Annotated in this window: 21 protein-coding genes; 14 read left to right on the top strand and 7 right to left on the bottom strand. The window is 64.2% G+C overall.

Annotated elements, in window-relative coordinates:
- Nucleotides 1-16 precede the first annotated feature (16 nt).
- Nucleotides 17-1,042, top strand: a complete 1,026-nt coding sequence (locus tag PQR08_RS36905) for an SGNH/GDSL hydrolase family protein (RefSeq protein ID WP_408164186.1) — start codon at nucleotides 17-19, stop codon at nucleotides 1,040-1,042.
- 20 nt (nucleotides 1,043-1,062) lie between these two features.
- Here the strand turns inward: PQR08_RS36905 and PQR08_RS36900 are convergent, their stop codons facing one another.
- The 4 genes from PQR08_RS36900 to PQR08_RS36885 are packed head-to-tail and all read right to left on the bottom strand — an operon-like array spanning nucleotide 1,063 to nucleotide 4,846.
- Nucleotides 1,063-1,893, bottom strand: a complete 831-nt coding sequence (locus PQR08_RS36900; RefSeq protein WP_250485837.1) for an amidohydrolase family protein — start codon at nucleotides 1,891-1,893, stop codon at nucleotides 1,063-1,065.
- 13 nt (nucleotides 1,894-1,906) lie between these two features.
- Nucleotides 1,907-2,737, bottom strand: a complete 831-nt coding sequence (locus PQR08_RS36895) for a sugar phosphate isomerase/epimerase family protein (RefSeq protein WP_250485836.1) — start codon at nucleotides 2,735-2,737, stop codon at nucleotides 1,907-1,909.
- Entirely contained in the window at nucleotides 2,734-3,474 is a 741-nt protein-coding gene (locus tag PQR08_RS36890) for an SDR family NAD(P)-dependent oxidoreductase (RefSeq protein WP_250485835.1), read from the bottom strand. Before PQR08_RS36890 ends, PQR08_RS36895 begins: the two co-directional genes overlap by 4 nt.
- A 22-nt stretch (nucleotides 3,475-3,496) precedes the next feature.
- Complete coding sequence (locus PQR08_RS36885) at nucleotides 3,497-4,846, bottom strand: MFS transporter (protein ID WP_035502039.1); 1,350 nt, start codon at nucleotides 4,844-4,846, stop codon at nucleotides 3,497-3,499.
- Nucleotides 4,847-5,004: 158 nt separating this feature from the next.
- Between PQR08_RS36885 and PQR08_RS36880 the strand changes: the two genes are divergently transcribed.
- From PQR08_RS36880 to PQR08_RS36825, 12 genes are all read left to right on the top strand, one after another.
- Nucleotides 5,005-5,922, top strand: a complete 918-nt coding sequence (locus PQR08_RS36880; RefSeq protein ID WP_238290002.1) for a LysR family transcriptional regulator — start codon at nucleotides 5,005-5,007, stop codon at nucleotides 5,920-5,922.
- A gap of 98 nt (nucleotides 5,923-6,020) precedes the next feature.
- Nucleotides 6,021-6,635 carry a dihydrofolate reductase family protein gene (locus tag PQR08_RS36875; protein ID WP_250485833.1) on the top strand — a complete coding sequence of 205 codons (615 nt, stop codon included), beginning with the start codon at nucleotides 6,021-6,023 and terminating at the stop codon, nucleotides 6,633-6,635.
- Nucleotides 6,636-6,706: 71 nt separating this feature from the next.
- Nucleotides 6,707-7,489, top strand: coding sequence for a bestrophin-like domain (locus tag PQR08_RS36870; protein ID WP_250485832.1), 783 nt, complete (start codon nucleotides 6,707-6,709; stop codon nucleotides 7,487-7,489).
- Between the two features lie 106 nt (nucleotides 7,490-7,595).
- Complete coding sequence (locus tag PQR08_RS36865) at nucleotides 7,596-9,980, top strand: bifunctional salicylyl-CoA 5-hydroxylase/oxidoreductase (RefSeq protein ID WP_250485831.1); 2,385 nt, start codon at nucleotides 7,596-7,598, stop codon at nucleotides 9,978-9,980.
- A gap of 2 nt (nucleotides 9,981-9,982) precedes the next feature.
- Complete coding sequence (locus PQR08_RS36860; protein ID WP_250485830.1) at nucleotides 9,983-10,744, top strand: SDR family NAD(P)-dependent oxidoreductase; 762 nt, start codon at nucleotides 9,983-9,985, stop codon at nucleotides 10,742-10,744.
- Entirely contained in the window at nucleotides 10,741-11,301 is a 561-nt protein-coding gene (locus PQR08_RS36855) for a MarR family winged helix-turn-helix transcriptional regulator (protein WP_238210624.1), read from the top strand. The genes PQR08_RS36860 and PQR08_RS36855 overlap by 4 nt, the downstream gene beginning before the upstream one ends.
- 11 nt (nucleotides 11,302-11,312) lie before the next feature.
- The gene (locus PQR08_RS36850; protein WP_250485829.1) at nucleotides 11,313-12,164 is read left to right on the top strand and encodes an enoyl-CoA hydratase family protein; all 852 of its coding nucleotides are present in this window, start codon (nucleotides 11,313-11,315) and stop codon (nucleotides 12,162-12,164) included.
- A complete protein-coding gene (locus PQR08_RS36845) occupies nucleotides 12,165-13,346 on the top strand; it encodes an acyl-CoA dehydrogenase family protein (protein WP_250485828.1) in 1,182 nt (393 codons plus the stop codon).
- Complete coding sequence (locus tag PQR08_RS36840) at nucleotides 13,343-13,792, top strand: acyl-CoA thioesterase (RefSeq protein WP_238210627.1); 450 nt, start codon at nucleotides 13,343-13,345, stop codon at nucleotides 13,790-13,792. The genes PQR08_RS36845 and PQR08_RS36840 overlap by 4 nt, the downstream gene beginning before the upstream one ends.
- Nucleotides 13,789-14,184: a RidA family protein gene (locus tag PQR08_RS36835; RefSeq protein ID WP_250485827.1), complete on the top strand. Its 396-nt coding sequence runs from the start codon at nucleotides 13,789-13,791 to the stop codon at nucleotides 14,182-14,184. Before PQR08_RS36840 ends, PQR08_RS36835 begins: the two co-directional genes overlap by 4 nt.
- A 12-nt stretch (nucleotides 14,185-14,196) precedes the next feature.
- Complete coding sequence (locus tag PQR08_RS36830) at nucleotides 14,197-15,834, top strand: AMP-binding protein (protein WP_250485826.1); 1,638 nt, start codon at nucleotides 14,197-14,199, stop codon at nucleotides 15,832-15,834.
- Nucleotides 15,835-15,919: 85 nt separating this feature from the next.
- The gene (locus tag PQR08_RS36825) at nucleotides 15,920-17,527 is read left to right on the top strand and encodes an ABC transporter substrate-binding protein (RefSeq protein WP_250485825.1); all 1,608 of its coding nucleotides are present in this window, start codon (nucleotides 15,920-15,922) and stop codon (nucleotides 17,525-17,527) included.
- Here PQR08_RS36825 and PQR08_RS36820 read toward each other — a convergent pair whose 3' ends face one another.
- Nucleotides 17,528-17,794 (bottom strand): hypothetical protein, encoded by a 267-nt coding sequence (locus tag PQR08_RS36820; protein WP_238210631.1) that lies wholly within the window; start codon nucleotides 17,792-17,794, stop codon nucleotides 17,528-17,530.
- 437 nt (nucleotides 17,795-18,231) lie between these two features.
- Here PQR08_RS36820 and proP point away from each other — a divergent pair, with 437 nt between their 5' ends.
- Nucleotides 18,232-19,704: a glycine betaine/L-proline transporter ProP gene (gene proP, locus PQR08_RS36815; RefSeq protein WP_250485824.1), complete on the top strand. Its 1,473-nt coding sequence runs from the start codon at nucleotides 18,232-18,234 to the stop codon at nucleotides 19,702-19,704.
- Between the two features lie 12 nt (nucleotides 19,705-19,716).
- Here proP and PQR08_RS36810 read toward each other — a convergent pair whose 3' ends face one another.
- Nucleotides 19,717-20,343 carry a DAK2 domain-containing protein gene (locus tag PQR08_RS36810; protein WP_250485823.1) on the bottom strand — a complete coding sequence of 209 codons (627 nt, stop codon included), beginning with the start codon at nucleotides 20,341-20,343 and terminating at the stop codon, nucleotides 19,717-19,719.
- 12 nt (nucleotides 20,344-20,355) lie between these two features.
- Nucleotides 20,356-21,366, bottom strand: coding sequence for a dihydroxyacetone kinase subunit DhaK (locus PQR08_RS36805; protein ID WP_250485822.1), 1,011 nt, complete (start codon nucleotides 21,364-21,366; stop codon nucleotides 20,356-20,358).
- Nucleotides 21,367-21,478 lie beyond the last annotated feature (112 nt).

Genomic DNA, 21,478 nt, shown 5'->3' with positions numbered 1-21,478 from the left:
CTGGCACGGAGGAATGATGCGTCATACCCGAATCACCCCCGGCATTCGCCACGCAATTTCTGCCATCCTGATTGCACTGCTTACCGCATGCGGCGGCAGCAGCGGCGACTCGGGCGGAAGCAGTTCTTCGGCGCCCGCGGGCGGCGTCAAGTTGCAGGTCGTGGCGTTCGGAGACAGTCTGTCGGACGTCGGGACGTATCAGCCGATCGCGGGCGTGGTCGGCGGCGGACGTTTCACGACGAATCCCGGACAGGTATGGTCCCAGGACGTCGCGCAGTATTACGGCGACACGCTCACCGCGGCGTTCACGATCGACCTCGGGCACGAACTGAAGGCCCAAAGCGGATTGGGCTACGCGCAAGGCGGCGCCACGGTCGCCACGCCGGCCGATCAGAATCAGTTCCTGACGGACGTGATCGGCAACGTCGAGATGCCGGTCACTCAGCAGATTTCGAGCTATCTGTCGTCGCACGGCAGTTTCAATTCGAACCAGCTCGTGCTCGTGTGGGCCGGCGCCAACGACGTGTTGCGCGCGGGCAGTCCGCCCGCCGCGAACACGACCGTGCAGACCGCGGCGACCACGCTCGCGCAACAAGTCGCGCAGATCGTGCTGAGCGGGGGCGTGCATGTCGTGGTGGTCAACGTGCCGAACATCGGACTTTCACCCGATGGCATCAAGTCGTCGGATGGCGGCGGCAACTTCACGCAACTGTCGCAGCTCTTCAACGCGACGCTGAACTCCGCCCTGCAATCGAACGGTCTGCAGGGCAAGGTCATCGTGATCGACTCCTACGCCTGGACGACGCAGACCATCGCGAACTTTCAGGCCAATGGCTTCACCGTGTCCAACACGGGTCAGGCATGTGATCCGTCGAAAACACCGCACGACACGTCGCTGCTCTGCTCACGAGCGACTTACGTCTCGTCGAACGCGGACCAGACTTACATGTTCGCCGACGATCTCCATCCGACGACGCGCATGCACGCTCTCTTCGCGCAGTACGTCGAGCAGCAGATCGCGGCGAGCGGGCTGGGGCACTGATTGCGACAGTGCCCGTTCGCCTACGCGCCGAAACCGAAAATACGGCGCGGCGTCTCCCATTGAATCTGTCGACGGACTTGCGCATCGGGCACGATCTGCTCGAACAGCGTCAGCAGCGGCCCATAATCCAGCCGCTCCGGTGCCCGAAGGAACGGCCAGTCCGAACCCCAGACGCAGTTTTGCGGCCCGAACGCGCGTAGCAGCGCCTGCGCATACGGCCACGCGTCCTCGTACGGATGCGCGCGCGCCGAGTACTTCTGCCAGCCCGACAGCTTGACGCTCGCGCGGCCGCTGTCCGCGAGCCGCAGCAGCGCCTGAAAGCCGGGCTGCGCGATACCCGCGCCGATGTCGGGCCGCCCGCCGTGATCGATCATGATCGGCGCCGCCTGCCGCGACAGCCAGGATTCGAGCGCGACCATCTGGTCACCGGTTACCTGGATCTGCGCGACCATCCCGAGGTCCGCGAGCGACGCGAAGAGCGCGCCCGCGCCGAGCACGGCATCGACGCCTTCCATCGCCGGGTTGAACGCGACGCCGGCCACGCCCGCGCGATGCAGCGCCGCAAGCTCGTTGCGCGATATGTCGTCATCGACCACGGCGATGCCGCGCAGGCGTCCTTCGTATGTCTCCAGTGCATCGAGCAGGCATCGGTTGTCGGTCCGGTAGCCGCTCGTCGGACCGACGAGCAGTGCATGCCGCACGCCGTACGCATCCATCACCCGGACGAACTGCGCGGCCGTGCCGATTTCCTGCTGCACCGGCCGATACGGCGTGTCTTCCCGATACGGAAAGCGCGCGGGATCGAACACGTGGCAGTGGCAGTCGATCTTGTCTTCTTCGAATACGCTCATCTCTGTTCCCCATTCAGACCGACACGACGCCGAGCCCGTCGAACACTCGCCGCGCCGCGCCGTACGCAAGCTCAAGCCGCGCGTCGGCGGGCAGCGACGGATACGGCATCTCCACGCTCAGCGCCACATCCGCAGGCAACGCGCGCAGCAGCGCGTCGAGCGGCAGCGCGCCGTCGCCGGGCGGCAGGCGATCGGTGCGCGCTTCGCGGATCGCATCGTCGTCGCTGGCAGGAAGCGCGGCGCGCGCATCGCACAGTTGCGCGGAACCGATCCAGCCGCGCGGCGTCCTCGCGATATCGTCCGGCGTGCCGCCCGAGCGCGACAGATGCAGCGCGTCGACGAGCACCGCGAGATTCGGATGACCGACCCGCGCGATCATCTCACGAGCTTGCGCGAGCGAGCCGACATGCCGCCAGCGCATGAATTCCAGATCGATGCGCAAGCCGAACGGACGGCCGAGTTCGGCCAGCGCGGCGAGATTGGCGGCGAGCCGGCCCTCGTCCGGATCGTCGCCCGATACGTTCACGCAACGCGCGCCGAGCGACGCCGCCGCTTCGAAGAGCGACGCAAACGAAGCGGGATCGAGCGCCGGCACGACGGGAATGAATTCGACGTCATGTACCGCGATGCCTTCGCCCGCGAGCGCGTCCCGCAATTCATGGAGCGCCGCGGAGCCGGACGCCATCGGATATGCGACGCCGCCCGGCACCGCCGGATGCATGCGCAGACCGACCGCATCGAAACCCGCACGCGCGGCGAGCCGGACCCACGGCACGGGCGCAACATCCAGCGCGGTCAGATGCGCGACCGCGAGAGGCCGCGCCAGAAGCGGAGCGGCCTTCAATACGTGGCCCTCCCGCCGGTAAGGTCGAAGGTGAAGCCCGTCGTGAAGCTGCACGCGGGACTCGCGATCCAGCTCACCATCGCGCCGACTTCGTCGATCTGCAGGAAGCGGCCCATCGGAATCTTCGCCTTGCTCGCCTCGATGTGCTGCTCCGACATCTCGTGGAACAGCTCCGTCTCGACCATCGCGGGCGCGACGCAGTTGATCAGCACGTTGTCGCGCGCCAGTTCCTTCGCGGCCGACTTCGTGAACGCGATCACGCCCGCTTTCGCGGCGGAATACGCCGAGATGTACTGCACGCCCTCCTTCCCGGCGATCGACGCGACATTGACGATACGCCCGCCGCCCCTCGCGCGCATATGCGGGATGGCGGCGCGGCAACAGTAGAACACGCTGTTCAGATCGACGTTGAGCACACGCTGCCACGCATCGACCGGATATTCCCAGCTCGGCGCGACCGGCCCGTTGATGCCCGCGTTGTTGACGAGAATGTCGATATGCCCGAGCGCCGCGACGGTCGCCTCGAACGCGCGCCCGACCGATTCGTGCGATGCGACATCGACCTCCTGCAGATGATCGGCTTCGAAGCCGAGACGCCGCGCATCGCAGTTGGCGACATCGAGGTCCCAGATCGCGACGCGCGCGCCGTCGGCCTTGAGCTTCTGGGCGATGCCGAGGCCGATCCCGCGCGCCGCGCCCGTCACGATGGCGATGCGGCCGTCGAGAGAGTGACTCATTGCAATGATTTCCTTGAGGTCTTCAGATGGAGGAAGAAGCGGAGCCCGCGAATTCGATCCGCCTGATATCGCCGACGACGAACACATACGAGAGCGCCCCGAGCAGCGTCACGGCCGAGATGAAGGCGAGCGCGTACACGAACGAGCCTGTCGCGTTGACGATCAACCCGACCACGAGCGGCGTGACGATGCCGGCCGCATTCGCGAACAGGTTGAAGATGCCGCCGCTCAGGCCCAGCAGGCCCTTCGGCGCGATATCGGAGACGATCATCCAGGCGAGCGCCGACATTCCCTGCGCGAAGTACGCAACGCACAGGATCGCGATCACGACGGTGATCGAATCGACGTAATTCGCCAGCACGATGCTCGATGCGGCGACGAGCCCGGCGATCACCGGCAGCTTGCGCGACCAGTTCAGCGAGATGCCGCGACGCAGCATCGCATCGGAAATCCAGCCGCCCGCGAGCGTCCCGACCGACGCGGCGATGAACGGCAGCACCGCGACCATGCCGACCTTCAGCCACGGCATGTGGCGTTCGGTGACGAGATAAGTCGGAAACCACGTCAGGAAAAACACGTTGGTCGAATTGCACGCGAACTGGCCGATGCAGATGCCGAGCATGCTGCGGCGGCGCAGGAGCGCGGCGATATCGGACCAGCGAAAGCGCGTCGCCTGCTGGCTGCCGTCGACCACGCCGCCGCCGCTCGCGATGTAGTCGAGCTCGGCGCGATTCGCCCGTTTCGACTCGTGCGGTTCGCGAAAGCGCATGAGCCAGATCGCGCCGAACACAATGCCGACCGCGCCGACGATGCCGAACAGCGCACGCCATCCATAGCGATGATCGATCCAGAAAAGCAGCGGGCTCAGAAACGCGAGACCGACATACTCCGCGAACGTGTAGACGCCCGTCGCGCGGGCGCGCTCGCTCTGCGGAAACCATATCGCGACGACGCGGCTGTTGGTCGGAAAGCACGGCGCCTCCGCAATGCCGATCAGGAGCCGCATGATCAAAAGCGAGACGAAGCCCGTCGCGAGTCCTTGCAGACCGGTGAACAGCGACCACAGCGTCAGCGCGAAGAAATACGTCCAGCGCGTGCCGATGCGGTCGAGCATCACGCCGCCCGGAATCTGCGACGCGGTGTAGGTCCACGAAAACGCGGAGAAGATCACGCCCATCAGCGCCGGCGTCAGGCCCAGTTCGTGGCTCATGCCGGGCGCGGCGATCCCGGCGACGCTGCGATCGAGGTAGTTGATCATCGTGCCGATCGCGAGCAGCGCGAGGATGCCGAAGCGCGCGCGGGTGCGCGTCGCGGCCGGCGCCGCCGCGGCGGCTTGCGCGCCGATCGCGCGAGGCGAGTGGGTCTGGTTCATCGTGTCTCCGTCCAACGTTTTCCGGTCTGCGCGCCGCCGTGGCAAAGGCCCGACGCGTCCTGGAAATACTAGTGAGTTGGCCGTGGGCTGTCGTATGCCGAGTTTCGGCTACCCTATAACCTTTGGTTAATCGCCCGCGACGGGCAGCCGGAGAAACGATGCGCTTCAAGCTGCGGCAGATGGAGGTGTTTCGCGCGGTCATGCTGACGGGCTCGATCAATGCCGCGTCGAAAATGCTGTATGTGTCGCAACCGGCTGTCAGCAAGCTCGTCGCGCATACCGAGACCACGCTGGGACTGCGCCTCTTCGAGCGCGCGAAGGGCCGCCTCATTCCGACCGCCGAGGCGCAGGCGCTGTTTCGCGAAGTCGAGCAGGTCTATCAGTCGGCGCTGCGCGTCGATGAATTCGCGCGGGCGCTCGCGCTCGGCCCGGCAAGCCTGTTGCGTATCGCGTGCAGCCCGTCGCTCGCGCCGGCCGTCGTCGCGCCCGCCATCGTCGAACTGAAACGGCAGTTGCCGGGGCTCAGAGTCGACTGGCATACGACGCTCATGGCCGACATGCCGCTGGAAGTGCTGAGCAAGAGCGTCGAAGTGGCGGTGACCTCGCTGCCGATCGAGCACGAGCATCTTGAAGTCGTGCCGTTCATGCGCGGACGGATGGTATGCGTGCTGCCGCCGGATCACCCATTCGCCGCGCGCGAGAGAATCGCGCTCGCGGACCTGAAGGACGAACCGATGATCCTGTTCAGGCGCGACATTCCGTTCGGCACCATGATCGCGCGGGCGTGCCAGCAGGCCGATGTCGAACTGACGTCGGCGGTCGACGTGACGCGCGCCGATCAGGCACTCGCGCTCGTGCGCGGCGGACTCGGGCTCGCCATCGTCGATGAATACGCGACCGGGGGGATCGACTGCATCGTGCGGCCGCTCGTCGAAGATCTGGAGATGGTATCGACGTTCGTCTATTCGAAGTTCTCGCCGCCGTCGAGAAGCGCGATGGTGCTGATGCAGGCGGTCTGGCGACGCGCCGACGAACTGGGCCGGCGGATTGGCAACATGCCGGGCGAATCGAGTTGAGCGGCACTGGTTTTGTAGCGCATGAGCGTTGTCGATTTACCCGCGAGTCGCTCGTCGTCTAGATGGACCGATCGAGTCCGTCGACATGGAGAACACATATGCGCAAGCTCATCGTTTCGGCTTTCATGAGTCTGGATGGCGTGATTCAGGCCCCCGGCGGCCCGACCGAAGATACCAGCGGCGAATTCCGTCTGGGTGGCTGGATCGTGCCTTATGCCGACGAAGCCATCGGCCAGCACGTGCAAAGCCTGCTCGCGCAGCCCTTCGATCTGCTGCTCGGGCGCCGTACTTACGACATCTTCGCGTCGCACTGGCCGCACGTTCCGGCCGATTCGAAGAGCCGCGCCATCGCCGACGTGTTCAACCGTGTCGCCAAGCACGTCGCCACGCATCGGCCCGATGATCTCGACTGGCAGCACAGTCACGCGCTGCAAGGCAGTCTCGCCGACGCGGTGCGCGGGCTTAAACAAGCGAATGGCGCCGATCTGCTGACGTTCGGAAGCGGCGACATGGTGCGTCAACTGCTCGCGGCCGGTCTCATCGACGAGCTTTGCCTTCTGATTTACCCCGTCATGCTGGGACGCGGCAAGCGCCTCTTCAGCGACGACGCGCTGGTATCCGCCTTCACGCTTGCGCATTCGACGCAGACGCCTGGCGGCGTGATCATCACTCGCTATATCCGCGACGGCGAAGTGCGCACGGGCGCGTTCTAATAAGGCGCACCGCTAAACCAATCCCGCTTGTGCTTAAATGTGCTTTCCGTTCAGCCACGGAGCACGTCCCGATGACGAGTACCTGGTTGCATAACCTTCCGTTATGGGAAATGACGCTCGTCGTTTTCGGCGTGGTCGGCATCGCGGGAGCGGCGATCCATGTCGTGGCTGGCCGGCTTGCGGCAAGCGCGCATCGGCGGTCGTTCATCGCGCTTTCTCCCGGCCTGCTTTCGCCGATCGGCGTCATCTTCGGCCTGCTCATCGCCTTCACCGCCGCCCAAGTCTGGAACGATACGTCGCAGGCCAACGCCGCGGTCGATACGGAAGCCGGCGCGCTTCGCTCCGTCGTCGTTCTGTCCGCGGTTTTCCCGGACGACGCGCAAGCGCAACTGCGCAAACTGGTGCGCGAATACATCGAATACACGGCGACGACCGAATGGACTTCGATGGCGCAAGGCGTGGTCACGCTGAAGATCAGCCCGCCCACGCTGAACCAAGCGATGCAGTTCGCGCTCTCGTTGCCGGCGAACACGCCCGGACAACAGACCGCACAGCACCAGGTGGCGGTGTCTCTCGAACAGGCGCTCGAAGCCCGTCGCCAGCGCATTCTGGTGAGCCGCTCCGAGGTCAGCGGCATCAAGTGGCTATGCCTTGGCATTCTCGCCGCCTGCCTCGTCTTCGCGATCGCGCTGATTCATGGCGAGAACCGTTTGACGTCCGCCATCGCGATCGGCTTGTTTTGCGCGTGCCTCGCGACCACCGTGTTGCTGATCCTTTCGCACGATCGCCCGTTCTCGGGCGCGATCGCCGTGTCGCCCGAACCGCTGTTGCAGGTCATCCCCGAGGATCGATGATTCCACTGACATCTTTCGCACGTTCGTTCGATCGACTATTTACTTGACATCTAAACTATCTAAACCTAAATTATCGATGTGAGAAGACAACGGTCGGAGAGCGAGCATGCGCATCGTCTGCATTGGCGGAGGCCCGGCGGGCCTGTATTTCGGGCTTTTGATGAAGCACCGCCACCCTGGCTACGACATCACCGTCGTCGAGCGCAACCGGCCGTATGACACGTTCGGCTGGGGCGTCGTGTTCTCCGACCAGACGCTCGGCAACCTGCGCGCGGCGGACCCGCAAAGCGCCGACGCCATCCTCGATGCGTTCAATCACTGGGACGATATCGAAGTGCATATCGGCGGCCGCACGATCCGCTCGTCGGGTCATGGCTTCTGTGGCATCGGCCGCAAACGTCTGCTGAACATTCTGCAAGCGCGTTGCGAAGAACTCGGCGTGAAGCTCGTGTTCGAAACGCATGTCGTGAACGACGACGAATACGACGCCGACCTCATCATCGCGAGCGACGGCGCGAATAGCGCGGTCCGGCAGAAATACGCATCGACCTATCAGCCCGACATCGATATGCGCGATTGCCGCTTCGTGTGGCTCGGCACGAACAAGTGCTTCGAGGCCTTCACGTTCGCATTCGAAAAGACCGAATGGGGCTGGTTCCAGGCGCATGCCTATCGTTTCGACGACAACACATCGACGTTCATCGTCGAAGCACCCGAGCGCGTATGGCGCGCGGCCGGCCTCGCCGACATGAGCAAGGAAGACGGCATCGCATTCTGTGAAAAGCTCTTCGCGAAGTATCTCGACGGCCACGCGCTGATGTCGAACGCCACGCACTTGCGCGGCTCGGCGCAATGGATTCGCTTCCCGCGCGTCGTGAATCGCGAATGGGTGCATTGGCGCGATGGCGCGAACGGCAAGCGCACGCCTGTCGTGCTAATGGGCGATGCGGCGCATACCGCGCACTTCTCGATCGGTTCCGGCACGAAGCTCGCGCTCGAAGACGCGATCGAACTCGCGAACACCATCGATACCGCATTTGCAAAACAGAGCGGCGATCTCGAAGGCGCGCTCGCGCATTACACGCAGGTGCGCAGCGTCGATGTGCTGCGCATTCAGAACGCCGCACGCAATTCGACGGAATGGTTCGAGCATGTGGACCGTTACGCGGCCTTCGAACCGGAGCAGTTCGCGTACTCGCTGCTCACGCGCTCGCAGCGCATCTCGCATGAAAATCTACGCGAACGCGATGCGCGCTATCTCGCCGCATTCGAAGACTGGCTCGCCGCGCGTGCGGGTATCGAACGCGATGCACAGCAACGTTCCGTGCCGCCGATGTTCACGCCGTTCAAGCTGCGCGGCGTCACGCTGAAGAATCGCGTGGTCGTATCGCCGATGGCGCAGTACTCCGCCGTCGATGGCGTCGCGGGCGACTATCACCTGATGCATCTCGGCGCGCGCGCGATGGGCGGCGCCGCGCTCGTGATGACGGAGATGACGTGCGTGTCGCCCGAAGCGCGCATCACGCCGGGATGCCCCGGCATGTACGCGCCGGAGCATCTTGCCGCGTGGACGCGCATCGTCGATTTCGTGCACGCGCAATCGGATGCGAAGATCGGCATGCAGATCGGACATGCGGGCGCGAAGGCATCGACGCGCGTGAGTTGGGAAGGCATCGATCAGCCGCTTGAAGATGGCAACTGGCCGCTCGTGTCCGCTTCGCCGCAACAGTATCTGCAAGGCGTGAGCCAATGGTCGCGCGAGGCGTCGCAGGAAGAACTGCGCGAGATCGAAGCGCAATTCGTGCGCGCCACCGAGATGGCGGCGCAAGCGGGCTTCGACTGGCTCGAATTGCACTGCGCGCACGGCTATTTCCTGTCGAGCTTCCTCTCGCCGCTGACGAACCAGCGCGCCGACCAATACGGCGGCTCGCTCGAAAATCGTCTGCGCTATCCGCTCGAAGTATTCGCGGCGATGCGCGCGGCATGGCCGCAAGACAAGCCGATGTCCGTTCGCATTTCCGCGCACGACTGGGTCGATGGCGGCACGACGCCCGACGATGCAGTCGAGATCGCACGCGCGTTCAAGGCGGCGGGCGCGGACATGATCGACGTGTCGTCGGGACAGGTCAGCAAGCAGGAAAAGCCCGTGTACGGCCGCATGTTCCAGACGCCGTTCGCCGATCGCATCCGTAACGAAGCGGGTATCGCGACGATCGCCGTCGGTGCGATATCGGAAGCGGATCACGTGAACAGCATCATCGCGGCGGGACGCGCGGATCTCTGCGCGGTGGCGCGTCCGCATCTCGCGAATCCATCGTGGACGCTGAACGAAGCCGCGAAGATCGGTTACTTCAATGTCGCGTGGCCGAAGCAGTATGCCGCCGCCAAATCGCAACTCGAACGCAATCTGGAACGCGAACGCGCGCTCGCCGCCGACAACGCGCGCCTTACGCCGCAAGAACGCGCGCAACGCGCCGAAGGAACGGTCTGATCATGACGGCTATCGCTGATAAACACGCGGTCATCACGGGCGGCGGCAGCGGCATCGGCGCATCGTGCGCGGAGGCGCTCGCACGGGCGGGCGCGCGCATCACGCTGATGGGCCGCGATCTCGCGCGCCTCGAAGCGCAACGCGACGCGATGCGCGCTCATGGCGATGTCGCGTGCGTGAGCGTTGATGTCACGAACGAAGCCGCCGTCGAAGAAGCGTTCTCTCGCGTCGGTGCCGTCGACATCCTCGTCAACAACGCGGGCCATGCGCAAGCCGCGCCCTTCACGCATACCGACGCCGCGCTCTGGCAACGCATGCTCGACGTGAACCTCACGGGCGTGTTTCTCTGCACGCGCGCCGTGCTGCCTTCGATGCTCGAACGCGGCTATGGCCGCATCGTGAATGTCGCGAGCACGGCGGGGCAAGTCGGCTATGCGTATGTCGCCGCGTATTGCGCGGCGAAGCACGGCGTCATCGGTCTCACGCGCGCGCTCGCGCTCGAAGTCGCGACCAAAGGCGTGACCGTCAACGCGGTGTGCCCCGGCTACACCGAAACAGAACTGCTGCGCGCATCGCTCGATCAGATCATGTCGAAGACCTCGCGCAGCGAACAGGACGCACGCGACGCGCTCGTGCGCCACAACCCGCAACGCCGTTTCGTGCAGCCGGAAGAAGTCGCCAACGCCGTGCTATGGCTGTGCGCACCCGGTTCCGACGCGATGAACGGCCAGTCCATTTCGGTATCAGGTGGAGAAGTCACGTGACCCAAGCCGCACGCAACAAGAAAGCGACCGCCGCGACCGAGCAGAAAACGCCGCGCAAGGGCATCGAGAAGCCGGCGGACAACGTCGTCGATCTGGAAATGAGCACGGGCGCCGACAGCCACATGGGACTGCGCCTGTGGCTGCGCATGCTCACGACGACGAACCTCGTGCAAGCCGAATTGCGCAAGCGCCTGCGCACGGAGTTCGATACGACCTTGCCGCGTTTCGATCTGATGGCGCAGCTCGAACGTCATCCGGAAGGGCTGAAGATGACCGAGCTATCGCGCCGCATGATGGTCACCGGCGGCAACGTGACAGGCATCACGGATCAGCTCGAAAAGGAAGGGCTCGTCTCGCGCTATACCGATCCGAACGATCGCCGCTCGACCAGCGTGCGCCTCACGCCGCAAGGCCGCACCGCATTCGACAAGATGGCGACCGCGCACGAGCAATGGGTCGTCGAAATGTTCGGCGGCCTCGAACTGAACGAGAAATCGCAGACGCATCAGCGGCTCGGCAAGCTCAAGCAGCATCTGATGAATACGCTAAAGGACTGAAGGAGACAGCGATGACCTCATCCGCCGCCGACGCGCTTCTCGCCGGCAACCGCACCACGCTCGCGGACTATCGCGCGACGCACTTCGGCTGGTCCGTGACCGACGGCGTCGCGACCATCATGCTGAACCGGCCCGAGCGGAAGAACCCGCTGACGTTCGAATCGTATGCGGAGTTGCGCGACCTGTTCCGACAGCTCGCCTATGCGACCGATGTGAAAGCCGTCGTGATTCACGGTGCGGGCGATAACTTCTGTTCCGGCGGCGACGTGCATGAAATCATCGCGCCGCTCATCGATCTGCCGATGCCCGAGTTGCTGCTCTTCACGCGCATGACCGGCGATCTCGTCAAGGCGATGCGGCATTGCCCGCAGCCGATCGTCGCCGCCGTCGATGGCGTCTGCGCGGGCGCGGGCGCGATCCTCGCGATGGCGTCCGACATGCGTCTTGGCACCGCGCGCAGCAAGCTCGCGTTCCTCTTCGCACGCGTCGGCCTCGCCGGTTGCGACATGGGCGCGTGCTCGATCCTGCCGCGCATCATCGGCCAGGGACGCGCGTCCGAACTGCTCTTCACGGGCCGCTCCGCGAGCGGCGACGAAGGCTATCAATGGGGCTTCTACAACCGGCTCTGCACGCCCGAAACCCTGCTCGACGAAGCCGCGAAGCTCGCATCCGAACTCGTCGCGGGCCCGACCTTCGCGCATGGCATCACGAAGAAGATGCTGCATCAGGAATGGAGCATGAGCATCGACGAGGCGATCGAATCGGAAGCGCAGGCGCAGGCCATCTGCATGAGCACGCGCGATTTCGAACGCGCCTATCGCGCATTCGCCGCGAAGACGCGGCCCGTGTTCGAAGGAGACTGAATGAACGTCGATCTGCACGGCGCGCTCGCGTGGCCCTTCTTCGATGAACGCCATCGCGAACTCGCGCGCAATCTCGATGCATGGGCAAACGCGCATCTGAAGCACGTCGATCACGCCGATACCGACGCGTCCTGCAAGCGCCTCGTGCGCATGCTGGGCGACGCGGGCTGGCTCAGGCATTGCATCGGCGGAACGCAATACGGCGCATCGAACGACACGATCGATACGCGCGCCGTGTGTCTGCTGCGCGAAACGCTCGCGAAGCACGACGGCCTCGCGGACTTCGCCTTCGCGATGCAGGGGCTCGGCTCCGGCGCGATCTCGCTCGCCGGCACCGACGAACAGAAGGCGCGCTATCTGCCGCGCGTCGCGAACGGCACGGCGTTGGCCGCGTTCGCGTTGTCCGAGCCGGAAGCAGGCTCGGATGTCGCGGCGATATCGCTCGATGCGCGCGTCGATGGCGACAGTTACGTGCTGAACGGCGACAAGACCTGGATCTCGAACGGCGGCATCGCGGATTTCTACGTGGTGTTCGCGCGCACCGGCGAAGCGCCGGGCGCTCGCGGCATCAGCGCGTTTATCGTCGATGCGGATACGCCGGGATTGCAGATCGCGGAACGCATCGACGTGATCGCGCCGCATCCGCTCGCGCGCCTGCATTTCGATAACGCACGCGTGCCGCGCAGCCAGATGCTCGGCGCGCCGGGCGAAGGCTTCAAGATCGCGATGCGCACGCTCGATATTTTCCGCACGTCCGTTGCGGCGGCGTCGCTGGGCTTTGCACGCCGCGCGATGCAGGAAGGCCTAGATCGCGCCGCGTCGCGCAAGATGTTCGGCCAGACGCTCGGCGATTTTCAACTGACGCAGGCCAAGCTCGCGCAGATGGCGCTGACCATCGACACGAGCGCGCTGCTCGTCTATCGCGCCGCGTGGCTGCGCGATCAGGGCGAAAGCGTCACGCGCGAAGCGGCCATGGCGAAGTGGCACGCGAGCGAAGGCGCGCAACAGGTCATCGACGCCGCCGTGCAGTTATGGGGCGGCCTCGGCGTGACACGCGGCATGGCGGTCGAATCGCTGTATCGCGAGATTCGCGCGTTGCGCATCTATGAGGGCGCGACGGAAGTGCAGCAACTGATCGTCGGACGAGACTTGCTGAAAGCGCATGGAGAACGTCAACGATGACACGCACCTTCGACATGCCGATGCGCATCCGCTTCGCGCATTGCGACCCGGCGGGCATCGTCTATTTTCCGCAATACCTCGTGATGACGAACGCGCTCGTCGAGGACTGGTTCAACGACGCGCTCGGCATCGACTATGCGCGGATGATCTCCGCGCGCCGCATCGGGCTGCCCATCGTCAAGCTCAATTGCGAGTTCTCGCGACCGAGCCGCATGGGTGAGACGGTGACGCTCACGCTTGCCGTCGATTCCGTCGGACAGCGCTCGATCCGTATCGATATCGTCTGTCATTGCGAGGGCGAAGTGCGTTTTCGCGCGAAGCAGGTTCTGGTCACGACATCGCTCGACGATGGCCGCTCGATCGACATTCCCGGCGATATTGCCCGCGCCATCGAACATTTCGCGCCGGGCACGAGCCGCGCATTGAACGAGGAGACACGCTCATGAAAAAGACCCTTCTGCCTTCGGGCTGGATCAAGCCGCGCGGCTACGCGAACGGCGTCGCGGTGCGCGGCACGCAGGTGTATATCGCCGGGCAGATCGGCTGGGACGAAGAGGCGCGCTTCGTCAGCCGCGAGTTCGGCGCGCAGGCCGTGCAGGCGCTGCGCAATGTCGTGGCCGTTCTGCGCGAAGCGGGCGGCCAGCCCGCGCATCTCGTGCGCATGACGTGGTATGTGACCGACAAGCGCGCCTATCTCGCGGCGGCGAAGGAAATCGGCGCGGCGTTTCGCGAGCTGATCGGCGACTACGACATCGCGATGAGCGCGGTGCAGGTCGTCGCGCTCATCGAAGACGACGCGCTGGTGGAAATCGAAGCAACGGCTGTCATCCCCGACTAAGCGGAGAGCACGATGGAACGGTCAGCACACGTCGATACATTCGCGCGCGATCATCTGCCGCCGCAGGAACAATGGCCGGTGTTCATGCTCGACAACGCGGATGTCGCCTATCCCGCCCGCTTCAATTGCGCGACCGAGTTGCTGGATCGCGCAATCGAACGCGGCTACGGCGATCGTCCCGCGATCTGGTCCGAGCGAAACGGCGAACCGCATGCGACGAGTTATCGCGAGTTGCGCGTGCTCGTGAATCGCAGCGCGCATGTGCTCGTCGATGAAATGGGCTTGCGTCCGGGCAACCGCGTGCTGCTGCGCGGGCCGAATACCTTGCAGATGGCGGTCGCGTTCTTCGCGGCGCTGAAGGCGGGTCTCGTCGTCGTGCCGACCATGCCGCTGCTGCGCGCGAAGGAACTGAAGCAGATCATCGACAAGGCGCATATTTCGGCGGCGTTATGCGATGGGCGCCTGACCGAAGAACTGAAGCGCTGCGAGACGAAGGGCGACGAGTTCCATTGCGAAGGACTCGCGCGGGTTCTCATGTTTCACGACGACGCGCCCGGTTCGCTCGAATCGCTCGCGGCGGCGATGCCCGATCAATTCGATGCCTGCGATACCGCCGCCGACGACGTGTGCCTCATCGCGTTCACGAGCGGCACCACGGGCGCGCCGAAGGGCTGCATGCACTTCCATCGCGATGTGCTTGCGATGTGCGATCTCTTCCCGCGACACATCCTTGAACCCACATCGGACGATGTGTTCTGCGGCACGCCGCCGCTCGCGTTCACGTTCGGGCTCGGCGGCCTGCTCTGCTTTCCGCTGCGCGTGGGCGCATCGACGGTATTGCTCGAAAAGCTCACGCCGGAAACGCTGCTGCGAACCGTCGAACGTTATCGCGCGACGATCATGTTCACCGCGCCGACCTTCTACCGGCAGATGGCGCCGCTCATCGCGGGCTTCGACGTGAAGAGCCTGAAGAAGACCGTGTCCGCGGGCGAAGCGCTGCCCGATTCGACACGCACGCTATGGCGCGAAGCGAGCGGCATCGAGATGACCGACGGCATCGGCGGCACGGAGATGATCCATATCTTCATTTCGTCGGCGGGCGCGGACGTGCGCGAGCATGCGATCGGACGCGCGGTGCCGGGCTACGTCGTGCAGGCCGTCGACGATGCAATGCAGCCCGTGCCGCCCAATACGCTCGGCAAGCTCGCGGTGCGCGGCCCGACGGGCTGCCGCTATCTCGCCGACGAGCGTCAGTCGAAGTTCGTGCGCGACGGCTGGAACCTGCCCGGCGATTCCGTCATGATCGATGAAGACGGCTACGTGTTCTATCAGGCGCGCGCCGACGACATGATCGTATCGGCGGGCTACAACATTTCCGGCCCGGAAGTGGAAAGCGTGCTGATGCAGCACGAAGCGGTTGCGGAATGCGGCGTGATCGGCGTGCCCGATGAAACGCGCGGGCAAGTGGTGAAGGCGTTCGTCGTGCTCAATCCAGGCTTCACGGGCGACGACGCGCTCGTCGCCGCATTGCAGGACTTCGTGAAGCGCACTGTCGCGCCTTATAAATATCCGCGCGTCGTGGCCTTTCTCACTGCGTTGCCGCGCACCGAAACGGGCAAGCTCAAACGCTTCGCGTTGCGCTCGATGTAGCGGGAAGGAAAGACGTTTGCTTGGTAGAGTACGGGTCATGCCCGCCGCGAGGCGGCTCGCCCACTCTTCCGAGCGAACAAGAAAAATGCTTCTTTCACGACGTTTCCTTGTTGTTTCTCTTTCTGCCGCGCTTGCCATCACCGCGCAAACCACGTCCGCCGCGAGCAAAACGCTCGTGTTCTGTTCCGAAGGCAGTCCCGCCGGCTTCGATTCCGCGCAGTACACCACCAGCACCGACTTCGATGCGGGCGCTCACGCCGTCTATGACCAGCTCGTCGAATTCAAACGCGGCACGCTCGATCTCGTGCCCGGTCTTGCGGAGAAGTGGGACGAAGCGCCGGATGCGAAGACCTTCACGTTTCATCTCCGGCACGGCGTGAAATTTCAATCGACATCGTGGTTCAAGCCCACGCGCGACTTCAATGCGGACGATGTCGTGTTCACGTTCAAGCGCATGATCGATCCGAACGATCCGTTTCAGAAGGCGCATCCGGTCAGCTTTCCGTATCTGACCGATCTCGGCTATGACAAGAACATCGCGTCCGTGGAGAAGCTCGACGACTACACCGTGCGGTTCACGCTCAAGACGGCGGATGTCGTATTCGTGCGCAACATCGCAATGGAATTCGCGTCGATCGTATCGGCGGAATATGCCGCGCAATTGCTCAAGCAGAACAAGCCCGAGGACCTCAATCAGAAACCGGTGGGCACGGGCGCGTTCGTATTCCGCGACTATCAGAAGGATGCGACGATCCGCTACGACGCGAATCCGACATACTGGAACCGGAAGGACGTGCATATCGACAAACTCGTCTTCTCGATCACACCGGATGCCGCCGTGCGCCAGCAAAAGCTGTCGAGCGGCGAATGCCAGGTGACGTCGTTTCCGCGCCCCGCCGATATCGGCGCTTCGAAGCAGAACCCGAAGCTCACGGTGCTGTCGGGTGTCGGCTTCAATGTCGCGTACGTGGGCTACAACACGACGCACAAGCCGCTCGACAACGTGAACGTGCGCCGCGCGCTCGACATGGCCATCGACAAGCAGGCGATCATCAAGACCGTCTACGAAGGCGCGGCCACGATGGCGACCAACCCGATGCCGCCATCGCAATGGTCCTATAACAAGGCGTTGAAGGACGCGCCGCGCGATCCTGCGAAGGCGAAGGAACTGCTGAAGGAAGCGGGCTTTCCGAACGGCTTCACCATCACGCTATGGGCGATGCCCGTGCAGCGCGGCTATAACCCGAACGCGCGTCTGATGGCGCAACTGATTCAATCGGACTGGGCGAAGATCGGCGTGAAGGCGAATATCGTCACGTACGAATGGGCCGAGTACAACAAGCGCGCGAAGACGAACGGCGAGCACGACGCGATTCTTTACGGCTGGCTCGGCGATAACGGCGATCCCGACAACTGGCTCGGCACCACGCTCGGTTGCGATGCGGTCCACGGAAGCAACATGGCGAAGTGGTGCAACAAGCAGTTCGACGATCTGCTCGCGAAAGCGCGCCTCGTCACCGATCAGAACGCGCGCACGAAGCTCTATGAAGAAGCGCAAGTGGTCTTCAAGGATCAGGTGCCGTACACGCCGCTCGCGCACGCCAACATCTTCCAGCCGATCTCGAAGCGTGTGCACGGCTATCTGATCAGCCCGCTCGGCGGACATCGCTTCGACGGCATCACGCTCGACTGATCAGCCTCCGCGAAACCACGCATCGATGCTGTCGCGCTCTTCGCGCTTGCCCGACTGCGTCTTGTACGCGTCGCCGCCACCGACCGCACTGGTGGCGGCATCCGGCATATCGTGCATATCGTGCGTGCCGTTCTTCGCGTGCGTCACATGAACGGCCGTCGTGCCGTGAGATACCGGCGTGACCTTGCCGGAATCGTCCGCGAACGCGGGCACGGCTGACAGCGCCGCGCTCGCAGCGAGAAGAATGCTGATGGTCTTCGCTCTCATGGCAATCCCCGTGAATGTGTCGATAAAAAGAGGCGCGATCGATCAACACGGTTCCCGGAATCGAATCATCGTGCCGAAAGCATCGCGCCCGCCTGATCCATTGCATGGCCTGTGCCAATGACGATGGACGCATCGCTCCAATCCGCTCAAAGGCCCGTAAATAAAGGCGTTCCGCCTGACGCTCGATAGCCGTCGAAGCGCGCGCATGTCGGATGACGGCCAACGCTTGGCGCCTGCCCTGTGCGACGCAATCCGACAGCACGAACGCGCGTGTGTCGTTTTCTGCCGTGTTCCGGACGCGTGAGCGAAGGCATGCGCGCGCCCCGATCCGCACACTCTGGAAACATCATGCCGAGGGCCGCGTGCCTCATCGGCGGCCTTCTGCGCGACCACACCGCAGTCCTTCGTGTTCGCCTTGAAAATCAGGAGTGAGACAATTGAGCCCCTCGCACGAGCGCAATGCCCGCAGCAAATCGTCACCGCATCTCACGCTGGGCGATATCACCGTCGTCGATCACGCGCTGCTCAAACGTGCCGTGGGCGCGATGGCGCTCGGCAATGCGATGGAATGGTTCGACTTCGGCGTCTATAGCTATATCGCCGTCGTGCTGGGCAAAGTATTTTTTCCGTCGAGCAGTCCTTCCGCGCAATTGATCGCGACCTTCGGCACGTTTGCCGCGGCGTTCCTCGTGCGCCCGATCGGCGGCATGGTGTTCGGCCCGCTCGGCGACCGCATCGGCCGCCAGCGCGTGCTCGCCATGACGATGATCATGATGGCGGCCGGCACGTTCTGTATCGGCCTGATTCCGAGCTATCACTCGATAGGCATTCTCGCGCCCGTGCTCCTGCTCGTCGCGCGTCTCGTGCAGGGCTTCTCCACAGGCGGCGAGTACGGCGGCGCGGCCACATTCATCGCCGAATTCTCGACCGATGCGCGGCGCGGCTTCTACGGCAGCTTTCTCGAAGTCGGCACGCTCGCGGGCTATATCCTCGGCGCGGGCACGGTTGCGCTGCTGACGGCAATGCTTTCGCACGACGCGCTGTTGTCATGGGGCTGGCGCGTACCCTTCATGATCGCGGGCCCGCTGGGTCTCGTGGGCCTTTATATTCGGATGAAGCTCGAAGAAACGCCGGCGTTCAAGAAGGAAGCCGAGACACGCGAGGCGCATGAACGCTCGCGACCGAAGCAAAGCTTCACCGAGCTTCTCTCGCAGCAGTTCAGGCCGATGATGCAATGCGTCGGGCTCGTGCTGATCTTCAACGTCACCGACTATATGGCGCTGTCGTATCTGCCGAGCTTTCTGTCGGCGACACTGCATTTCGACGAAACGCACGGGCTCTTTCTCGTGCTGCTCGTGATGGTGCTGATGATCCCGATGACGCTCTTCGCGGGCCATCTCTCCGACCTGATCGGCCGCAAGCCGGTGATGCTCGTCGGCTGCATCGGGCTTTTCGCGCTGTCGATTCCCGCGCTTCTGCTGGTGCGCACGGGCGCGCTGCTGCCGGTGTTCCTCGGCCTGCTGATACTCGGGGCGTTGCTTTCCACCTTCACGGGCGTGATGCCTTCTGCGCTGCCCGCGCTCTTTCCGACGCGCATTCGTTACGGTGCGCTCGCGATCGGCTTCAATGTGTCGGTGTCCCTGTTCGGCGGCACGACGCCGCTCGTCACGGCATGGCTCGTCGATGCGACCGGCAATCTGATGATGCCCGCGTATTACCTGATGGCGGCATCGGTGATCGGCGTGGTGTCCGTGCTCGCGTTGCGCGAGACGGCGCGTCAGCCCTTGCTCGGCTCGGGGCCGTGCGTCGCCACGAAGGCGGAAGCGCTCGCCCTCACGCGCAAGAAGCTGAAGGTCGTTCAATCGGGCAGGCGCGAGCGCGAGGTCGTCCCGCAAAAGAAGCGCGCGTGAACGCCTCTGCATTCATGCCGCAAGCGCGTTTCTCAACGCTTCGAGAAACCTGACGTAAGCGGTCGCGCCGGGGTCCGCGTGCCCGATGCTGCGCTCCTGCACCCACGCCGCGCGGCCCTTTTTCGATTGCAGCGTGGCCGTCGCGCTGACTTGTTCGCTGGCCTTTGCGATCATCGCGTCGAGCGTGTCCGTCGCGCTGCCTTGCGATGCGGCCAGCACATCGAGACTCGGCACGAGCGCATCGAGCACGGTCTTGTCGCCGACCTGACTCTTGCCGCGCTCGATGATGCGCGCCGCCACCGCCTGGCCGATCGCGAGCGCTTCGTCGCGCCCGATCGCGTCCTTGTCCTTCACCGTCTTCGCGGCGGCGAGCAGACCGCCGCCGACGAGCGCCGCGAACGTCGAGGGATTCGCCGTCGAAAACGCCTTGGCGGCGGCCAGCATGATTTCGTTGAGCGTTGCTTCTTCGGGCAGCGCGCCCAATGCCTTCACGACCGCCGCCGATCCCGACTGCACCGTGATCCCGAGATCGCCATCGCCGAGCGCCGCGTCGAGATCGCGCAGTTCATCGGCATGCGCGGGAAGCGCGCCGAGCGCGCGCGTGAGGATGTCCCGCAGTTCCTTGCTGGTTACGCTCATCGCATGCTCCTTTCAGGACTCGGTGCCGTCGCGGAAGAACGGCGAATGCGCGGGCGCTTCGAGCAGCGCTTCGAGTTCGTCGTCGAGCAGCATGACCGTGATCGATGCACCCGCCATTTCGAGACTCGTCACGTATTCGCCGACATACGAGCGCGCGATCTTCAGCCCTTCGTCGGCGATGAGCTTTGCCGAACGTCGATACAGCAGATAGAGCTCTTCGAGCGGCGTCGCGCCCAGGCCGTTGACGAGCAGCGCGACGCGTGAACCTTTCGGCGCGGCGAGATCGCCGATGATTTGTCCGGTGAGACGTTCGGCGATAGCATCGGCGGATTCGAGCTTGCCGCGATGCGTGCCCGGCTCGCCGTGAATGCCGATCCCGATCTCCATCTCGCCTTCGGGCAGCGTGAACGTGGGCTTGCCGGCTGCGGGCAGTATCGTGGGCGAGAGGCCGACGCCCATCGTGCGGCAGTTCGCGTTGGCCTTGGCGCAGATGCGCGCGACATCGTCGAGCGAATCGCCGCGTTCGGCGGCCGCGCCCGCGCATTTGAAGGCGAACACCATGCCGGCGACGCCGCGCCGGTCGTCCGCGCGGTCTTTCGGTGCGGAGGCGACATCGTCGGTGAGCACGACCGTTTTTATGTCGATGCCTTCGGCTTCCGCGAGGTCCGCTGCGAGGTCGAAGTTGAGCACGTCGCCGCCGTAGTTGCCATAGACGTAGAGCACGCCGGAGCCGCCGTTCACGGCTTTCGTCGCTTCGAAGATCTGCTCCGACGATGGCGATGAGAATACGTTGCCAACCGCTACGCCGCCACATAGGCCCTCGCCTACGTAGCCGAGGAAGCCCGGCATGTGGCCCGAGCCGCCGCCGGTGATGATGCCTACGCGGCCCGGTTTTGGAGCGTCGGCGCGGACCAGCGCGCGGTGGTCTTCAGTCGCGGGTTTGATCCATTGCGGATGGGCAAGGAGGAGCGATTCGATGATCTCATCGACGAAGGATTCTGGGTGGTTGATGATTTTTTTCATGGTGTTCTGCGGCTCCTGTGTTTTGTTGGTTCGCTTGCGGTTTCGTGGAATCCTGCTTTCGTGTCGGTCTATTAGCACTGCCCCTCCCCGGGGCGGGGGTCACTTTCTTTGC

The sequence above is a fragment of the Caballeronia jiangsuensis genome, assembly GCF_046030135.1.
Taxonomy (GTDB): Bacteria; Pseudomonadota; Gammaproteobacteria; order Burkholderiales; family Burkholderiaceae; genus Caballeronia; species Caballeronia jiangsuensis.
Note: the sequence above shows the minus strand (reverse complement) of the source record. Positions and strands in the feature narration are given on the sequence as shown.